The organism is Paraburkholderia fungorum (assembly GCF_046026025.1).
In the GTDB taxonomy this organism is placed as follows: domain Bacteria; phylum Pseudomonadota; class Gammaproteobacteria; order Burkholderiales; family Burkholderiaceae; genus Paraburkholderia; species Paraburkholderia fungorum_E.
This window is the reverse complement of the sequence record NZ_JAQQFL010000042.1, coordinates 1-17,509: the sequence shown is the minus strand read 5'-3', so window position 1 is coordinate 17,509 and position 17,509 is coordinate 1. Positions and strand designations below refer to the sequence as shown.

17 protein-coding genes and 1 other RNA gene are annotated in these 17,509 nt (G+C 61.5%); 7 read left to right on the top strand and 11 right to left on the bottom strand.

The features are described from left to right. Positions 1-2: 2 nt before the first annotated feature. Together moaD and moaE are read left to right on the top strand one after the other, a co-directional pair. Positions 3-260 (top strand): molybdopterin converting factor subunit 1, encoded by a 258-nt coding sequence (gene moaD, locus PQR67_RS33070; protein ID WP_408467010.1) that lies wholly within the window; start codon positions 3-5, stop codon positions 258-260. Positions 261-330: 70 nt separating this feature from the next. Further along, the gene (moaE, locus tag PQR67_RS33065) at positions 331-807 is read left to right on the top strand and encodes a molybdopterin synthase catalytic subunit MoaE (protein ID WP_408467009.1); all 477 of its coding nucleotides are present in this window, start codon (positions 331-333) and stop codon (positions 805-807) included. A 25-nt stretch (positions 808-832) separates the two neighbouring features. Here the strand turns inward: moaE and PQR67_RS33060 are convergent, their stop codons facing one another. Continuing rightward, the gene (locus PQR67_RS33060; RefSeq protein WP_408467008.1) at positions 833-1,381 is read right to left on the bottom strand and encodes a group III truncated hemoglobin; all 549 of its coding nucleotides are present in this window, start codon (positions 1,379-1,381) and stop codon (positions 833-835) included. Positions 1,382-1,683: 302 nt separating this feature from the next. Between PQR67_RS33060 and PQR67_RS33055 the strand changes: the two genes are divergently transcribed. Further along, entirely contained in the window at positions 1,684-2,181 is a 498-nt protein-coding gene (locus PQR67_RS33055) for an Rrf2 family transcriptional regulator (protein WP_408467007.1), read from the top strand. A gap of 119 nt (positions 2,182-2,300) precedes the next feature. Continuing rightward, a complete protein-coding gene (gene clpB, locus PQR67_RS33050; RefSeq protein ID WP_408467006.1) occupies positions 2,301-4,898 on the top strand; it encodes an ATP-dependent chaperone ClpB in 2,598 nt (865 codons plus the stop codon). A gap of 156 nt (positions 4,899-5,054) precedes the next feature. On the opposite strand, the gene PQR67_RS33045 is transcribed toward clpB, so the two are convergent. Beyond that, positions 5,055-5,483 carry a YidB family protein gene (locus tag PQR67_RS33045; RefSeq protein WP_175052233.1) on the bottom strand — a complete coding sequence of 143 codons (429 nt, stop codon included), beginning with the start codon at positions 5,481-5,483 and terminating at the stop codon, positions 5,055-5,057. Positions 5,484-5,672: 189 nt separating this feature from the next. Continuing rightward, positions 5,673-6,254 (bottom strand): ComEA family DNA-binding protein, encoded by a 582-nt coding sequence (locus PQR67_RS33040; RefSeq protein ID WP_408467005.1) that lies wholly within the window; start codon positions 6,252-6,254, stop codon positions 5,673-5,675. Between PQR67_RS33040 and PQR67_RS33035 the strand changes: the two genes are divergently transcribed. Further along, a complete protein-coding gene (locus tag PQR67_RS33035; RefSeq protein WP_408467004.1) occupies positions 6,253-6,489 on the top strand; it encodes a hypothetical protein in 237 nt (78 codons plus the stop codon). The two genes, PQR67_RS33040 and PQR67_RS33035, sit on opposite strands and share 2 nt — an antisense overlap. A gap of 160 nt (positions 6,490-6,649) precedes the next feature. Here PQR67_RS33035 and PQR67_RS33030 read toward each other — a convergent pair whose 3' ends face one another. The 8 genes from PQR67_RS33030 to trxA form a co-directional block, all read right to left on the bottom strand. Further along, a complete protein-coding gene (locus PQR67_RS33030; protein ID WP_408467003.1) occupies positions 6,650-8,029 on the bottom strand; it encodes an MATE family efflux transporter in 1,380 nt (459 codons plus the stop codon). A gap of 2 nt (positions 8,030-8,031) precedes the next feature. Continuing rightward, entirely contained in the window at positions 8,032-9,789 is a 1,758-nt protein-coding gene (locus PQR67_RS33025; RefSeq protein ID WP_408467002.1) for an ArnT family glycosyltransferase, read from the bottom strand. 277 nt (positions 9,790-10,066) lie between these two features. Next, positions 10,067-10,333 carry a type B 50S ribosomal protein L31 gene (locus PQR67_RS33020; protein ID WP_175052239.1) on the bottom strand — a complete coding sequence of 89 codons (267 nt, stop codon included), beginning with the start codon at positions 10,331-10,333 and terminating at the stop codon, positions 10,067-10,069. A 233-nt stretch (positions 10,334-10,566) separates the two neighbouring features. Then, positions 10,567-11,400 carry a M90 family metallopeptidase gene (locus PQR67_RS33015; protein ID WP_408467001.1) on the bottom strand — a complete coding sequence of 278 codons (834 nt, stop codon included), beginning with the start codon at positions 11,398-11,400 and terminating at the stop codon, positions 10,567-10,569. Positions 11,401-11,415: 15 nt separating this feature from the next. Then, positions 11,416-12,972, bottom strand: coding sequence for an MFS transporter (locus PQR67_RS33010; protein ID WP_408467000.1), 1,557 nt, complete (start codon positions 12,970-12,972; stop codon positions 11,416-11,418). Continuing rightward, on the bottom strand, positions 12,969-13,490 hold the full coding sequence (locus PQR67_RS33005) for a MerR family transcriptional regulator (protein WP_408466999.1): 522 nt from the start codon (positions 13,488-13,490) through the stop codon (positions 12,969-12,971). The genes PQR67_RS33010 and PQR67_RS33005 overlap by 4 nt, the downstream gene beginning before the upstream one ends. A 180-nt stretch (positions 13,491-13,670) precedes the next feature. Further along, on the bottom strand, positions 13,671-14,939 hold the full coding sequence (gene rho / locus PQR67_RS33000) for a transcription termination factor Rho (protein ID WP_006048863.1): 1,269 nt from the start codon (positions 14,937-14,939) through the stop codon (positions 13,671-13,673). Between the two features lie 250 nt (positions 14,940-15,189). Continuing rightward, entirely contained in the window at positions 15,190-15,516 is a 327-nt protein-coding gene (gene trxA, locus PQR67_RS32995) for a thioredoxin TrxA (RefSeq protein WP_028196646.1), read from the bottom strand. A gap of 445 nt (positions 15,517-15,961) precedes the next feature. Between trxA and ffs the strand changes: the two genes are divergently transcribed. Continuing rightward, an RNA gene (ffs, locus tag PQR67_RS32990) (signal recognition particle sRNA small type) lies at positions 15,962-16,060 on the top strand. 245 nt (positions 16,061-16,305) lie between these two features. Continuing rightward, positions 16,306-17,509, top strand: a 1,204-nt coding sequence (gene dnaX, locus PQR67_RS32985) for a DNA polymerase III subunit gamma/tau (RefSeq protein WP_408466998.1), incomplete at its 3' end; no start/stop codon positions are given.

The window sequence follows — 17,509 nt, the reverse complement described above, 5'->3', positions numbered from 1 at the left end:
CGATGAAGATTCAACTCCGATATTTTGCAAGTGTGCGCGAAGCGCTCGAAACCGCCGACGAATCAGTGGACGTGCCCGATGGCATCGCGACCGTCGGCGACGTGCGCGGCTGGTTGCGCGCCCGCGGCGGCATCTGGGCCGACACCCTCGCCGAGGGGCGCGCGCTGCGCATGGCCTGCAATCACGTCATGACCGATGCCGGCACGCGCATCACCGAAAATTGCGAAGTCGCGTTCTTCCCGCCCGTCACCGGCGGGTGAATCGCCCGGATAGCCGCCAGGAACCGCGCTTGGTATAAGCAACCCTCGCCAAACCGCACAGGAGCCAGAGATGCCCGTTCGCGTCCAGACGGAAGACTTCGACCTCACCGCCGAGGTCGCCGCGTTACGTGCGCGCAATCCGAAGATCGGCGCGGTGGCCTGTTTTGTCGGCACTGTGCGCGATCTGAACGACGGCAGCGCGGTCGAAACCATGGAGCTCGAACACTATCCGGGCATGACGGAGAAGTCGCTGGAAGCGATCGTCGTGAGCGCGCGCGAGCGTTGGCCGGGGATCGAGGTGCTGATCGTGCATCGGGTCGGCAAGCTTTACCCGCTTGACCAGATTGTGCTGGTGGCGACCACCGCTGCCCATCGGGGCGACGCCTTTGCGTCGTGCGAGTTCGTAATGGATTACCTGAAGACCCAGGCGCCGTTCTGGAAGAAAGAGAAGACAGAAGAAGGCGAGCGCTGGGTCGACGCCCGCGTTGCCGATGACGCGGCGCTGGCCAGATGGGGCATCGAAACGGGTAGCCAGGCGGAGGATTAGGGCGCGTGCCTGTCAAACGCCCGTATCAATCGTCTTTGACTGTCCCAATGATTCGCGCCGGAAACGGTTCGCCAGGTGGCCGCGTGGCAACGCCTGCGGCATGTTCGTCGTCAGACGGACGTCGCTTTGGCGCGACGCGTTCCAGCAACGCCTGTTGCTCCTCCGGAATCTTGTAATCCCAGCCGAAGCGGCTCAACTGCAAACTCTGCGCGATCCGCAGCGCCGGTTCCATGAAGCGAACCGCCGCAGCCGGCTGATAGCGCGACTCCACCGTATCCAGAAACAGATACAGCCAGCGGCTGAAATGCTGCGGCTCGATGCCTTCGAGCGGTTGGTGCGCCTGCTGCACGTTGCCGCGGTATTGCTTTGCGCCCAGCACGAGACTGCCCCAGAAGGTGCACATTTTGGGCAAGTGATCGTCCCAACGGCCCGCAAGCGTTGCGTCGAACACCGGGCCAAGCAGCGGGTCGGCGCGCACGCGGTCGTAAAAGCCGTAGACGAGCTCGCGAACATTCGCCTCGGTAGGTTCGGCGGCGCGTTCGACAACCGGTGCAGCGGGAAAAGACGGATTCATGCTAATTCCAGATAATGCGGTTATTCATTCTGAATCGCCACGCGACGCCACAGACTGTCAGAAATGGCCTCAAGCCCCATCCAAACAGGCGAAAGTAGGCCACGAATAACCCGCTTTTCGCATAAATGGCCTATGCAGGAAGCGCTACCATTACTGCCGAAAGACAAACACCGGCTGTCAGCGCAAAATAATAAAATATGCGTAGCGCCTGCATCTTAAGGCGCAGCGGCGGCCCCGGCAACCCTCGCATCAACGCGGTCATCCGAGGATCGCGGCTTGCGCTCATCGTGGCACCTGCACTTATGAGACTGACCGACTATACGGATTACTCAGTGCGCGTCCTGTTGTACCTTGCTGTTCGCGGCGATGGCTTATCGACCATCCAGGACATCTCGGACGCGTACGGGATTTCCAAAAACCATCTGATGAAGGTGGTCCAGCAACTCGGCGAACTCGGCTGGGTCGAGACCGTGCGTGGGCGTAACGGCGGACTGCGTCTGGCCGAACGAACCAGTACTTTGACCGTGGGGGAGATTGTGCGGGCCACGGAAAGCGACTTTGCGCTGGTCAACTGTTTTCCGGATCAGCATGGTGAGCAGCGCGGCTGTGTCATTACATCGCATTGCCGTCTGCGCAGCGCGTTTGAGGCGGCACGCAATGCATTCCTCGCAGAACTCGACCGCCATACCATTGGCGATGTTGCGCAACCGCATGCTCCGCTGGCTGCGCTGCTTGGTTTAAGCACCGTCATCCCGATCGTGCCGGTCGCGTCTGTCGGCGATGCAGCGCCGCTCAGTTGAAACCGGGCGGCAAGTTCTCTCGCGTGAAATGTTAAATAGTTGCTCCCGGTTGCAAAAAAGCGCTTGAAACCTGCGTAAAACGCCTCAATTTGGTGGTAATCGAAATTGGAGGTCTCTTGATGAGAATCGACAAACTTACCACTAAATTCCAGGAAGCATTGGCCGACGCGCAGAGTCTCGCGGTCGGTCGCGACAATCAATACATCGAACCGGTTCATGTCCTCTCGGCGCTCGTCGCCCAGCAGGACGGTTCGGCGCGTTCGCTGCTCTCGCGGGCGGGCGTGCACGTCCAGGCGCTGCAAACCGCGCTGAACGATGCCATCACGCGCCTGCCGCAAGTGCAGGGCACCGACGGCAACGTGCAGATCGGCCGCGAGCTGACCGGCTTGTTGAACCAGGCGGACAAGGAAGCGCAAAAACTCGACGACACGTTCATCGCGAGCGAGATGTTCCTGCTAGCGGTCGCCGACGATAAAGGCGAGGCCGGCCGCCTGGCGCGCCAGCACGGTCTGTCGCGCAAGTCGCTGGAAAGCGCAATCGCGGCGGTGCGTGGCGGTTCGCAGGTGCATAGCCAGGACGCCGAAAGCCAGCGTGAAGCGCTGAAAAAGTACACCGTCGATCTGACCGAGCGGGCGCGGGCGGGCAAGCTCGACCCCGTGATCGGCCGGGACGACGAAATCCGCCGTTCAATCCAGATCCTGCAGCGCCGCACCAAGAACAACCCGGTGCTGATCGGCGAGCCGGGCGTGGGCAAGACCGCGATTGTCGAAGGTCTCGCGCAGCGTATCGTCAACGGCGAAGTGCCGGAAACGCTGAAAGGCAAGCGTGTGCTGTCGTTGGACATGGCGGCGTTGCTGGCCGGCGCGAAATACCGCGGCGAGTTCGAAGAACGCCTGAAGGCCGTGCTGCACGACATCGCGAAGGACGAAGGCCAGACCATCGTCTTCATCGACGAAATTCATACGATGGTCGGCGCAGGCAAGGCCGAAGGCGCGATGGACGCGGGCAATATGCTCAAGCCGGCGCTTTCGCGCGGCGAACTGCATTGCGTCGGCGCCACCACGCTCGACGAATACCGCAAGTACATCGAAAAGGACGCCGCGCTCGAACGCCGCTTCCAGAAGGTGCTGGTCGACGAACCGTCGGTCGAGGCAACCATTGCGATCCTGCGCGGCTTGCAGGAGAAGTACGAGCTGCATCACGGCGTCGATATCACCGACCCCGCGATCGTCGCCGCGGCCGAATTGTCGCATCGGTATATCACCGATCGTTTTTTGCCGGACAAGGCCATCGATCTGATCGACGAAGCCGCTTCGAAGATCAAGATGGAAATCGATTCGAAGCCGGAAGAGATGGACCGGCTCGACCGTCGTTTGATCCAGTTGAAGATCGAGCGCGAAGCCGTCAAGAAGGAAAAAGACGAAGCGTCGCAGAAGCGTTTGCAACTGATCGAAGAAGAAATCGAGCGGCTGGATCGCGAATATTCGGACCTCGAAGAAATCTGGACCGCGGAAAAAGCGGCGGTGCAGGGCAGCGCGCAACTGAAGGAAGACATCGAAAAAACGCGTGCGGAAATCACGCGCTTGCAGCGTGAAGGCAAGCTCGAGAAGGTCGCCGAGTTGCAGTACGGCAAGCTGCCGGGTCTCGAAGCGCAGTTGAAGGAAGTGACCAAGGCCGAAGCGCAGGAGCAGAACAACCCGACCCGGCCGCGTCTGTTGCGCACCCAGGTGGGCGCAGAGGAAATCGCGGAAGTCGTCTCGCGCTCAACGGGCATCCCCGTGTCGCGCATGATGCAAGGTGAGCGCGAGAAGCTGCTGCAGATCGAAGAGAAGCTGCACGACCGTGTGGTCGGTCAGGACGAAGCGATCACTGCGGTGGCCGATGCGATTCGCCGTTCGCGTGCGGGCCTGTCCGATCCGAACCGGCCGTATGGCTCGTTCCTGTTCCTCGGGCCGACCGGTGTGGGTAAGACCGAGTTGTGCAAGGCGCTGGCGTCGTTCCTGTTCGATTCGGAAGATCATCTGATCCGTATCGACATGAGTGAATTCATGGAGAAGCACAGTGTCGCGCGGTTGATCGGCGCGCCACCGGGCTACGTCGGCTACGAAGAAGGCGGTTACCTGACCGAAGCCGTGCGCCGCAAGCCCTACAGCGTGATCCTGCTCGACGAAATCGAGAAGGCGCACCCGGACGTGTTCAACGTCCTGCTGCAGGTGCTCGATGACGGCCGGATGACCGATGGACAGGGTCGTACGGTGGACTTCAAGAACACGGTGATCGTGATGACGTCGAACCTAGGTTCGCAGGTGATTCAGGCCATGGTCGGCGAGCCGCAGGAAGCGGTGAAGGACGCAGTCTGGGAAGAAGTGAAGCTGCACTTCCGGCCCGAATTCCTGAACCGGATCGACGACGTTGTGGTGTTCCATGCGCTTGACCGCTCGAACATCCAGTCGATCGCGCGGATTCAGTTGCAGCGTCTGCACGAACGGCTCGCCAAACTCGACATGCAACTGGTGGTGTCGGACGCGGCGCTCGAGCACATCGGCAAGGTCGGCTACGATCCGCTGTTCGGGGCACGGCCGTTGAAGCGCGCGATCCAGCAGGAGATCGAGAACCCGGTCGCCAAGCTGATTCTGGCCGGCAAGTTCGGTCCGAAGGACGTGATTCCGGTCGAAGTGGAAGGCGGTCAACTGGTATTCGACCGCGTCGTGCACTAAGCCGTGAGCTAAGCGAGACGCGTTGGGCTAGCTACGGAACGGCAGCGATTGGGCCGTTCCGGCCAATGTTAAAAAGCGGTAACGAAGGTGACTTCGTTGCCGCTTTTTTTGTCTGCTTTCAGGCAGTAACGCAGGCAGTAACGCGGGCGACGCAGCTTACGCGTTGCCCTTACCGAACAACGCCGACAGGCCGCCGAGCGCGCCCAGCACGGTCGTCGAATTCAGCTTGCCTTCAGCAGGGACTTCGCCGTCTGGCGTTGCCGCGTTGACGACGTGCGGCAGGATCTGCGACAGCAGGCCGGTGACCTGGTCCGGCTGCACGCCGGCCTTCGCCGCGAGGTTGGTGACAACGTCCGACCCAAGCACGCTGTGCAGGGCGTCGGGCGAGATCGCCTGGTTCTCGCCGTTGCTGACCCACGACGACACGACGTCGCCGAGGCCCTTTTCCTTGAAGCTGCTAATCAGGCCGTTCAGGCCGCCCGGCTGGTTATTGACGAATTCCAGCGCGGCTGAAACGAGGGCTTGCTGGCCGCCGCCTTCAGGCGATTTGCCAACCAGGGAACCGATAGTGTCGAGTAGGCTCATGACGGTCTCTCTTGAATGCCAACCCGTGTTCGACGAGTCAGCGGGTGAAAACGCCGCGCGGTCGCGCGGCGCCAGTGGAAGGCGGGCGGATGGGAGCGGAGCGGCGCCTGGGCTTTCATCATGCGTGTAGCGTATGTGATCCACTCAGCCGCCGTGCTACCGTCGCTCTACCTTGGCGCTTGACCTGCTTTAAGCGCCGCCAGAGGCTGCCGCAGCCGATGCAGCCTTGCTCTTCTTGGCCTTTTTCTTCGAGGCCTTGGTGCCGGACGCGTCGGCAGGCGCGCTGGCAGCGGCCGTCGTGGCCGGCGCGGAAGCTGCCGCCGCATCAGCCGCCTTGCTCTTTTTCTTCGACTTCGAAGCCTTGGTGCCCGATGCCTCGGCAGGCGCCGCCGGTGCCATGGTTGTGGCTGCGGTGGTGGCCGCGGGTGCGGCTGCCGGGGCTGCCTTGGTCGTAGCGGTACTGGTGGACTTCGCGGCAGCCTTGGCGCCCGTAGGCGGCGTGGACGAGCCGTTGACGGTCAAGCCTGCAGTCTCGAGATTGCTCACCGATTTGGTGCCGAGGCCCTTGACGCGGGTTGCGAGATCATCGGCATCCTTGAAGGGGCCGTTCTTGGTACGTTCGTCGATGATTGCTTTCGCGTGCACCGGGCCGATACCCTTGACCGATTCGAGCGCCGCCTGATCGGCGGAATTCACTTCGACGGCCGCCGCAAATCCGGCCGACAGCGACAAAGCCAAGGCAACGCAAAGCATCAAAAGCTTCTTCAGCATGGCAAGCACTCCATTGAGGGCAAAAAAAGTTAGCCGCAAAGGGAAAATCCGGGGCGACGCAGCCTGTCAGCAGACACTGCGCTTAAGCATAGAACAAATTGCGCGCCCTTATTTGCAAACGCCGACGATTTATACCGATCGATTCGTGACAAGTAAATCAGGCTGGACAATATTTGAAGATTTTGCCTGGCGATTGAGCCGTTATGAGTTTATCGATCAATGCGGTTCACCGTAAATAATGACGGCGCGAACAAATCGCGGACAAATGACAGCGTCTTCCACTTGACTTGGAGTGCACTCGAAGTCCTAACCTGAGTTCCACCATGTCGAAAATGTCAAAAGCACTCACCATCGGCGATTGAATCCAGCAGATCGGTCGAGCGCGAGCCACCCCGTCAAGTCGCCGAATCCACCCTGACCACTGCCTCGGCGCGTAGATACCGCTTGCTCACGCCACGCCAGTACAACAGCAAACCGATGCCGGCAATCGCGAGACTGAGCGTATTGGCAACCCAGAAACCGCGCGCGCCGGTCAGCCATTGCGGCGTGGTGCCGGAGACATTGAAGCCGAGCAGATATCCGCCGCCGAGCCCCACGCCCCATAGCGCAACCGCGTAGATAACGGTCGGCACGACGGCCACCTTGTACGCGCGCAGCACGAACGCGGTGGTGATCTGCAACGCATCGAACAGGTGGTAGCACACGACGATCAACACCAGCGGCATGGCCGCCGCCGCGACCTGCGCATTCGGCGTATAGCCTTCGATCACGTACGGCCGCAACACCAGCACGATCGCGCCATAGCAGCAGGCGATCGCCACGGCCATCATGATGCCGTGCCGCGACAGCGTGCGCGCCGCTTCCGGGCGATGCGCGCCGAGCGCCTGGGCGACCAGCGTCGACGAGGCGATGCCGATCGACAGCGGTGTCATATAGAGCACCGCGCCGATGTTGCCGGCGATCTGGTGTCCGGCGAGCGTGGTCGTGCCGAAGCGCGCAATGAAGAGCGCCATGAACGTGTACGAGGTGACTTCGATCAGGTACGACAGACCCATCGGAATGCCCAGACGCAGCTGCGCCGCCTGGCGGCGCCAGACCGGCCAGCAGAAGTGCGCGAAGATCCCAAATGGCTTGAAGACGTGGACACGCGTCAACAGCAGCATCCCAACCACAGCCAGCCCCCAGTTGATCGCGGTGCTGGCGAGTGCGCAACCGGGTCCGCCGAGCGCCGGCACGCCGAGTCCGCCAAAGATGAACCACGTGTTGAGCGGAAATTTGAGCAGCAGCGCGCCGATCTGCAGGATCATCACGAGCCGCGGTTTGCCCACCGCATTGGTGATCGAACTGTAGACGCGAAAGGCGAGGCCGGCCGGCAAGCCGAACGCCAGAATCTGCAGATAGGCGACCGTACGCTCATGCAGCGCTTCGGGCACGCGCGCGACCTGCAGAACCGGCCCCGGAAAGTAGAGAATCAGAAAGCCAATCACGGTCAATGCGAGCGCGAGCCACAAGGACTGGCGCACTTCTTCGCCGATCTCGAGGTACCGGCGCGCGCCATAGAGCTGTGCGGTGATCGGTTGCAGCGCGGTCAGGATGCCGGTCAGACCGATGTAGACGGAAATATAGATCGACGAGCCGAGGCCGAGCGCGGCAAGATCGACGGCCGAATAGCGGCCGACCATCGCCGTGTCGATCACGCCGAACGCGATGATCGCCAACTGGCCGATCAGCACGGGCCATGCGAGCCCGGCGATTTTCCGTACGTCGGCGAACATGCTCAGTCCTGCTTCTTATGCCAGTTGCGGCGCTTGATAGCCGGCGGCTTCGGACGGTCGATCCGCACATACAGGCGGAAGCGTTCGTCGCGATCGGCCACGCGGCGGCCTTCCCACACCAGCTTCCAGATGAAGTCCGACATCGCGCTCGGGTCGCCGAAATCCTGGGTGTCCTGACGCAGGATCACGTCGCAATCCTGGTTGAAGGAGAAATGCATGTCGCCGAAATAGGCGAAAGTCGCGATTTGCGCGTTGCCGAGGCGTACCGGCGAGATGCAGGTGTAGTCGTCCGGCAGATGACTTGCGATCTGTTCGGCGACGTCCTTATAGGTTCGGCTGTAGTTGACGACCGGTAGCCACAGCGTCATCAGGAGCACCCACATCAGCGTCGTGCCGGCGCTCGAGAGCACCACGCTGCGCCACAGGACTTTAGGATGACGGGCCAGACGCCATTGCACCAGAACGAACCAGCAGATCGTCACGGCCACCGCGCACACGAACGACAGGATCTTGAACTGCGGGGCAAAACCCGGCGCGAGACGCGCGAGGTTGCGCGCGAGCGGATACGGGAAGCCGGTCAGCCCGGCAATGTACACCAGCCAGACGAAGCTGCCGAGGATCGTGAAGCTCAACAGCGCGAACCAGTCGATCGCGTTGATCGCGCCGCGTTTGAGCGTGGGCAGCGCGAAGGTGGCGAGTACCGTGAGCGGCGGCAGCAACAGCATGTAAAGCCGGTTCGACTGATGACTCTGCAACACGACCAGAACGAGTAACGGCCCGATCACCGACAGCGGAATCGCGACGTGCGGTGCGCGCCGCAGGCCTGACCAGCTGAACCATGCCCAGAGCGCCAGCGGCCAGGCCGGCCAGGTGAAGAGCGGCAGATTCTTGAGCGCGTAGGCGGCCACCGAGCCGGGCGGCCCGGCGAACGACGACAGGCTGACGTGCACCCACTGATTCAGGTACCAGACAGCGTCGTCGGGAAAGGCGGCGAGCGCGGCGATCGGCCACGCGACCGAGAGCACGAGCGCTACCGGCAAACCGGCCAGCAGCAGCCAGCGCGAACGCGCCTCGCGCACGATCAGCGCCATCGCCAGGGTGCCGAGCAACAGCGCGCCGACCAGCACCGGACTGCTGGAGAGCGCCACGAGGCCGAGCGCCAGCCCCCAGATCAGCGCGCCCTGGATCGGCTTGTCGATCATCCGCACGAGCCCATAAACGAGCATGGCGATGCCGAAGAACTGCGCTAGCTGAGGCGTGGTTTCGTGGCCGCGTTCGGCAAGGCCGAAGCAGGCGAGCAGGATCAGCAGTGCGCCGTCGGCGAGGGTGCGGCCGTAGTCGCGCGGCTCCGGTTCGCCGCCGAATGCGTATTTGAACGGCTGCACTTCGGCGCGCCGGCCGAGCAGGTAGGCGGCATACCAGACAAACGCGCAGGCCGCGCAAAACAGCAGGCCGGTAAACACGCGTGACGCGTTGCTCGCGTCGACCCAGGGCGCGAGCGCGCGAATCGCGCCGGCGCCGAGCCAGTAACCGAGGGGACCGTCTTCCGTCATGTACTTGCCGACCAGATTCGGCAGCAGCCAGTCGTGCGCGGTGCCGTTGGCCATCGTCCACATGACGCCGAAGCCGGCTGCATCCTCGTTCTTCCACGGATCCCGGCCGAACAGGCCAAAAAATGCGTAGACGATACAGATGGTCAGCAGCAGCCAGCGCGGCAATGCACTGGTCGCAGAGGCAGTGAGGCGAACGACAGGTCTCATGCGGTGTGTGGATATCGGATAAGCGGTGCAGCCGGGACCGGATGGAATGTCCGGCGGGAATGGCCAGTTTGGAGCATCCGGCATTGTAGTCGTGCCGTGCGATGCGCGTCACGACCAGTAACGGCTCGCAACGTGGATGGGATGCCTGTAACACGGCGTCGCAACGGGCGACGCTTCGCATCCGGGTGTCCGGAATAGGGCGACAAAAAAGGGCAGCTTGCGCTGCCCTTTTTTGCTGCTGTATCGTTGCAGGCCAAGGCCGGCGACGATACGCGTATTACTTCGCTGCTGCCTTGCCGGTAGCGCGCGAGCCGAACTTCTTGTTGAACTTCTCGACGCGGCCTGCCGTGTCCATGATCTTTTGTTGGCCGGTGTAGAACGGATGCGATTCCGACGACACTTCGATCTTGGCGAGCGGGTAGGTCTTGCCGTTGAATTCGCCGGTTTCACGCGTCAGGATGGTCGAGCGCGTCACAAACTTGAAGTCGATCGACATGTCGATGAACAGGACTTCGCGGTAATCCGGGTGAATGCCTTCTTTCATGGTCTTTCCTTTAATCTGGCGGTAGCCAACCCGCGTGCAGCCGCTATAAATGCGGACAGCATCTAGGCGCGAGCCACTTGCCTATGGTCGAAAAACGGCGATTATGCCAGAAAATCAGTCGCTTGACGACCTTTCTAGACCCTTTTTCGCGGTGTTGGGCATGGCTTTCTCCGTCGCTTCGCCCGTTCATTGTCCGTGCCGCGTGTCACGTGGTTGCCCTTGTGCGGCGGGCCTCAGGCCGGAGCGAACACCAATCCGACCCGCGCAGGATCCTGGCGGTAATACCTCGCCAGCAAACGATACAGCTCGGGATACTCGGCCTCGAAGGCCTGCGGCTGGACGAATAAGGCTTCACTGCAAACGGCAAAAAATTCCGATGGGTGGTCCGCTGCGTACGGATCGATCAACGAATCACGCTCGAAACGGGCCCAGCGCCTATCCGGCACCGCGTCTACCCTGGCGCAGAAGTGGTCGTAGGCCTGGTCGAAAATGTCGGCCCATGCCTGTGAATCGAGCGGTGCATGCCAGCGGCGCATGAGCGGCGGATGGCCGTCCGCCTCGCCGTTCAGCATGTCGATCTTGTGCGCGAATTCGTGAATCACGACGTTATAGGCGTCCGTGCCGCCGGTCATCTGCGCGTCTTCCCACGACAACACCACCGGGCCGCCTTCCCATGCTTCGCCGCTCGCGTCCTGCTCGACCTCGTGCACCACGCCGTCTTCGTCCTCGACTGTCTTGCGGATCACGAACTCGCCTGGATAGACGATCACGCCGACCCAGCCGCGATACAGATCGAGGCTCAGGTTCAACACCGGCAAACATGCCTGCGCGGCGATCGCCACGGTCATGGCGTCGGTCAGCTCGAGTTCGTGCGCGGTTGAAAATTCCTTCTGCGCAATGAAAAGACTGGTCAGCTCGCGCAGACGTACGCGATCCGGCGCCTCGAGGTGGGCGAGGAACGGCAGGCCGTCGAGCGTGGCCTGCCAGAGGGTGTCCTCGATCGCATAGTCGCGCAACGCGCGGTCGCGGCGGCGCGTGCCGAGCCATTGGGTGAGTTTCGAGAGCATGGCCTGATGAAACCCTTAGTCGATCTGTTTTTGCCACGCGGCGAAAATGCCGCCGCATATCGCAATGCCAATCAGAAAGTAGAAGCCGTCCAGCGAGCTCAGGAAACTGGCTTGCTGCGTGACCGTCCGGCTGATTTCCACGATCGCAAGCGAATGCGCCTCCGATGGCGAGCGGCCGGCTGCGCTGAAACCGCGCGTGAGTGCCGCGAGCGAATTCTGGAACACTGGATTGTACGGATTCACGAACTCCGCGAGGCGCGCCTGATGCAGCGCCTGCCGATGCTGCTCGACGATGATCACCGAGGCCGTCGCGAACGAGATCGTCAGTTGCCGCACGATGTTTTTCAGCCGGTAGCCGTGCGTGAATTCTTCGATAGCGAAGATTCTAAATGTCAGATTGGCGACCGGCAGCACGATGAACAACAGTAGCAGCCCGCGCAGCAGCATGGGCACGATCAGCGCGGCCTGGCCCACGTCCGGCGACATGCGCGTCATCCATGCCGCGGCGAATGCGGCCACCGCGAAACCCGGCACGATGATCCACTTCTTGCGCGGCAGGAGCTTCGCGTAACGCAGGTAGACGAACAGCGCGCTGGCCGAAATCAACGACGTCACGCCGACCAGCCGCCCGGTATTCTCGACCGGATAGCCGAGGCCGCTCTCGAGAAAGCGCGACGTCAGATAGCTGAATACGGTCGAGATGTAGTAGTAGAACATGTACAGCACGATCCCGACCTGAAACACTTTTTCGCGCAAGGCGTGCAGGCGCACCAGCGGCGCCGGATGGTGCCATTGCTGGTACGCGAACCAGCCGAGCGCGGCGATGCCGGCGACCGTCAGCAGAATCAGCCCCGGCGAGGCGCTGAACAGCTGGAACCGCACTTGTTGCATGACGATTTGCAGCGCGCCTTGCGCGAACGCGAAGATCAGATAAGGCCAGAAGTGCGCCACCCCGCGCTCCTCCGGCAAGCGGTTGCCGGTGTCGGGCAGCGCGAGCAGGGCGAGGATGGCAAACAGCACGCCGGCCGGCGCGGTGCAGGCGAACAGCGCACGCCAGTCGAAATGCGCGACCAGAAGGCCGCCGATCAGCGGCGCAAGCGCGCTGCTCAACACGATCAGCACCAGAAAGGCACGGGTTGCCGACGGGCGCTGCTGTGGCGTAAAGCTCATCTGGATCAGGATGCGGCAGGTGCCCATCATCGGGCCGATGAAGTAGCCCTGAAAGCCGCGTGCGAACGCGAGTTCGATTGACGATTCGCACAATGTGGCGGCGATCGCGCCAACTGCGTAGAGCAGCATGCAGCCGGCCACGTAACGCCGGTAACCGAAGCGTTCGACCCACCATTGCTGTTGCAGGATGCCGAGTACCGCCGCCACCGCATAGGCGCTCGACGCCCACACCAGTTCATCCGGCGACGCGTTGATGCCGCCCGCGATATAGCTGGTGAAAAACGAAAAGATCGCGTTGTCGAAGTAGTCGAGACCGGTGACGACAGCCAGTACCCATGGGAAAAAGTCGCCGCGCAGTTTTGCGGCGCTAAACAGCGGTACGCGGGGCGAAGTCGAGCTCATGTGGGTGCGCGCGGCTTTTTGGGGCGCTTCTCGAGCGGTGCGGTCCCTGCCTGGGTGCGCGCGTTTCGGCGCTGCTCGAGCAGTGCGTCCGCATTCTCGCCGGCGAGCCGCCGTTCGAGATAGTCGAGGTCGGGACTCAGTTCGGCGCGCAGTTTCTGCGCTTCCTTGAGTTCGCGGCGCATTGTTTCGATGCGGGCATCGAGCGCCTGTACCTGGTCTGAGATGGCGTCGCGAATCTGCTGCAGCGATTCGGTGGAATAGCGATGACCGCCCTCGACCGGTTCGAGCGGGCGCTTGAGCATTTCGGTGATGCTGTGCAGCGAAAAACCGAGCGAACGCAAGCGCAGTATGCGGCCGAAGCGTTTCAGGTCTTCCTCGTCATAAAGGCGATAGCGGCCTTCGCTGCGGGTAGGCGCGACGAGGCCGCGTTCCTCGTAGTACTTGAGCGTGCGTGGTGTGACGCCCAGGCGTTCGGCGGCGTCGCGTACGGTGAGCGGGGCGGGCGTGTCCTTCGACATAAGGCAGGGCGAACATGGCGGATGGAAGGCATTGTACTGTAACGTGTACGTTCACGTATAGGTTGCCACGCCAGCGCGGACTTTTACGGATGAAACCTTACGGACGAAAAAAAGCCGCTCGTTTCTGGCGAGCGGCTTTCCTATCCGGTGCAGCGGGTGCAACTGTTGCGGCGTAAGGCTTTAGCTGCCGCCGCCACGACGCATCATGTCGAAGAACTCGGAGTTGCTCTTCGTCTGGCGAATCTTGTCGAGCAGGAATTCCATCGACTCGACTTCGTCCATGTCGTGAATGAACTTGCGCAGCACCCAGATCTTTTGCAGCACTTCGGGCTTGATCAGCAATTCTTCACGGCGCGTGCCGGACTTGTTCAGGTTGATCGACGGGTAGACGCGCTTTTCAGCGAGGCGACGCTCCAGGTGCACTTCCATGTTGCCGGTGCCCTTGAATTCTTCGTAGATCACGTCGTCCATGCGGCTGCCGGTTTCGATCAGCGCCGTGCCGATGATGGTGAGCGAACCGCCTTCCTCGATATTGCGCGCCGCGCCGAAGAAGCGCTTCGGGCGTTGCAGCGCGTTCGCGTCGACACCACCCGTCAGCACCTTGCCCGAGGCCGGCACGACGGTGTTGTACGCGCGCGCGAGACGCGTGATCGAGTCGAGCAGAATCACCACGTCGTTCTTCATTTCGACGAGGCGCTTGGCTTTTTCGATCACCATTTCGGCGACTTGCACGTGACGCGCAGCCGGTTCGTCGAACGTGGAGGCGATCACTTCGCCAGCCACCGAGCGCTGCATTTCGGTCACTTCTTCCGGGCGTTCGTCGATCAGCAGCACGAACAGCACGACATCGGGGTGATTCTGTTTGATCGCGTGCGCGATGTGCTGCAGCATCACGGTCTTACCGGACTTCGGCGACGCCACCAGCAGGCCGCGCTGACCCTTACCGATCGGCGCGATCATGTCGATGATGCGGCCCGTGACATTTTCCTCGCCACGCATTTCACGTTCGAGCAGCAGCACCTTGTTCGGGTGCAGCGGCGTCAGGTTTTCGAACATGATCTTGTGCTTCGAGGCTTCCGGCGGCTGGCCGTTGACCTTGTCCACCTTGACCAGCGCGAAATAGCGTTCGCCGTCTTTGGGCGTACGCACTTCGCCTTCGATCGTGTCGCCCGTGTGCAGGTTGAAGCGGCGGATTTGCGACGGGCTGATGTAAATATCATCCGTGCTGGCGAGATACGAGGTTTCCGGCGAACGCAGGAAGCCGAAGCCGTCCGGCAGCACTTCGAGCGTGCCGTCGCCGAAGATCGTGTCGCCCGTTTTGGCGCGTTTTTTTAGAATCGCAAACATCAATTCCTGCTTGCGCAGGCGGTTTGCACTTTCGATCTCGAGGCCATTGGCCATCTCGATCAATTCGGACACGTGCAGAGTCTTAAGCTCGGATAAATGCATACGGAGAACCCGCAGGAGAAGGTGCGACGAAATGAAATCTGGGAGGAGAGTGAGCGGAACCGCTCAAGGACTTACACGTCTTTTCGACGTTTTGCGGATTCTAGCATAGCACACGCCAATTTCCGCCAGTGCGACGGCATGGCATCTTTCTTATCAGGCGTGTTGTCGCTGGACAACACGCCTAAGACTGCGCGCCTGAAGGTCTCAAGGGACCCGGGGCGCGCCGACGTGCCGGGCGTTGATGCGCCGTTTACAGGTTGCCGTCGAGGAACGCGGTGAGTTGCGACTTCGACAATGCGCCGACCTTCTGCGCGGCGACAGCACCGTTCTTGAAGAGCAGCAGCGTGGGGATGCCGCGCACGCCGAACTTGGCCGGCGTCGATTGATGTTCGTCGACGTTGATCTTGGCGATTTGCAGGCGATCGGCGTAATCCTTGGCGACTTCGTCGAGGATCGGCGCGATCATCTTGCACGGACCGCACCATTCAGCCCAGAAATCGAGCAGCACGGGTTTGTCGGATTTCACGACGTCCTGTTCGAACGATGCGTCGCTAATATGCTTGATTGATTCGCTCATTGTATGAATACCTCTATCGGTTCGAGGCCCGCCTGAATTGCTCGCCACGATACGTCAAAATCTAGGGAAACTTCCGTTCGCTTTGCCGCAATCGGAGCCTTGCCAACCCATGCCTGAAAAAGTCGAAAGACCATTCCCGAAATGTGTGAAAAGCTCGCGTTTGCGGGTCATCCGTACGGCAGTTTAGCTTAATTCGCTATGCGTTGCCGGTGGTGATAGTACTCATCAAGGGTAGCGGGGCCGATGGCTGCCGGTGATGTGCCACTTCGTTTTAACAACCGCGACGCAGCTTATCTGGTGGTTGACAGCGCAAACTCAAGTAGGTCGAACGCGTATCGCCGGGGTACTGCACTATATGAAGCGAAGCGCCTGATTCGGCGCGTCGATGTCGGTTTGTTCGTATTTACAGTCGCGCGACGAGCCGAGCGATGATAGAATGTTTCGTGACGGGCCTCCTCGCATGGAGGGATGGTCAACCTGGTCAGGTCGGGAACGAAGCAGCCACAGCCGTTTTCCACCAGTGCCGAGGGTCAGGCTCGTCACCTTCCTCTTTTCTGTTTTTCATCCGCGTTGTTTTCATCCGCGTTTTGTCAAGCGCAGCTTCCATTCCCTGTTTCGCCTCCGGCGTTGTCACGCAGACGCTGCATTGGCCGTTGCATTGGCATTTCTCGCGCACGTCATCTATTTTTTTCTATCGGTTCGTTAGCCTGTTTCAATGAAGCGGCAACACGCGTTTGCGCGCCGTCTCGATTCGGTTTTGCGCGGCATCGTTACTGATACAATTTCCGGATGACCTATCAAGTTCTCGCACGCAAATGGCGACCGAAGGATTTCGCTTCGCTCGTCGGACAGGAGCACGTGGTGCGCGCGCTCACGCACGCGCTCGACGGTGGCCGTCTGCACCACGCCTATCTGTTTACCGGCACCCGCGGCGTCGGTAAAACCACGCTGTCGCGCATCTTTGCCAAGGCGCTGAACTGCGAAACCGGCGTGACCTCCACGCCGTGCGGCGTGTGCCGTGCGTGCCGGGAGATCGACGAAGGCCGTTTTGTCGATTATGTCGAGATGGACGCGGCGAGTAACCGCGGTGTCGACGAAATGGCGGCGCTGCTGGAGCGCGCGGTTTACGCGCCGGTCGATGCACGCTTCAAGGTCTACATGATCGACGAAGTGCACATGCTGACCAACCACGCGTTCAACGCGATGTTGAAGACGCTGGAGGAACCGCCCTCGCACGTCAAATTCATTCTTGCCACTACCGATCCGCAGAAGATTCCGGTCACGGTGCTATCGCGCTGTCTGCAGTTCAATTTGAAGCAGATGCCGGCTGGACATATCGTGTCGCATCTCGAGCACATTCTCGGCGAAGAGAAGGTGCCCTACGAAGCCCAGGCGCTACGCCTGCTCGCGCGCTCGGCCGACGGCTCGATGCGCGATGCGCTCTCGCTAACCGACCAGGCCATCGCCTATTCGGCCAATCAGGTGACTGAAGAAGCGGTGCGCGGCATGCTCGGCGCGCTCGACCAAAGCTATCTGATTCGCCTGCTCGACGCGCTTGCCGATGGCGACGGCGCCGCCGTGCTGTCGGTCGCGGACGAGATGGCGTTGCGCAGCCTGTCGTTTTCCACGGCGTTGCAGGATCTGGCGAGCTTGTTGCACCGAGTCGCATGGGCGCAGTTCGCGCCGTCGTCGGTGCTGGACGAATGGCCGGAAGCGGGCGATCTGCGCCGTTTTGCCGAGGCATTGAGCGCCGAGCAGGTGCAACTGTTCTATCAGATTGCGACGATCGGCCGAAGTGAACTGGGTCTCGCACCCGACGAATACGCCGGTTTTACGATGACGCTGTTGCGCATGCTGGCGTTCGAACCGGCACCTACCGGCGGCGGTGGCGGTGCGGCTTCCGCGCGTGCGGCGGGGCCGGCGGGGGCGGGTGGCGCGAGGCGCGCCGGCGCGCCGGCGGTCGCCGCGCAACCAGTCTCTTATAAAAAAAAAA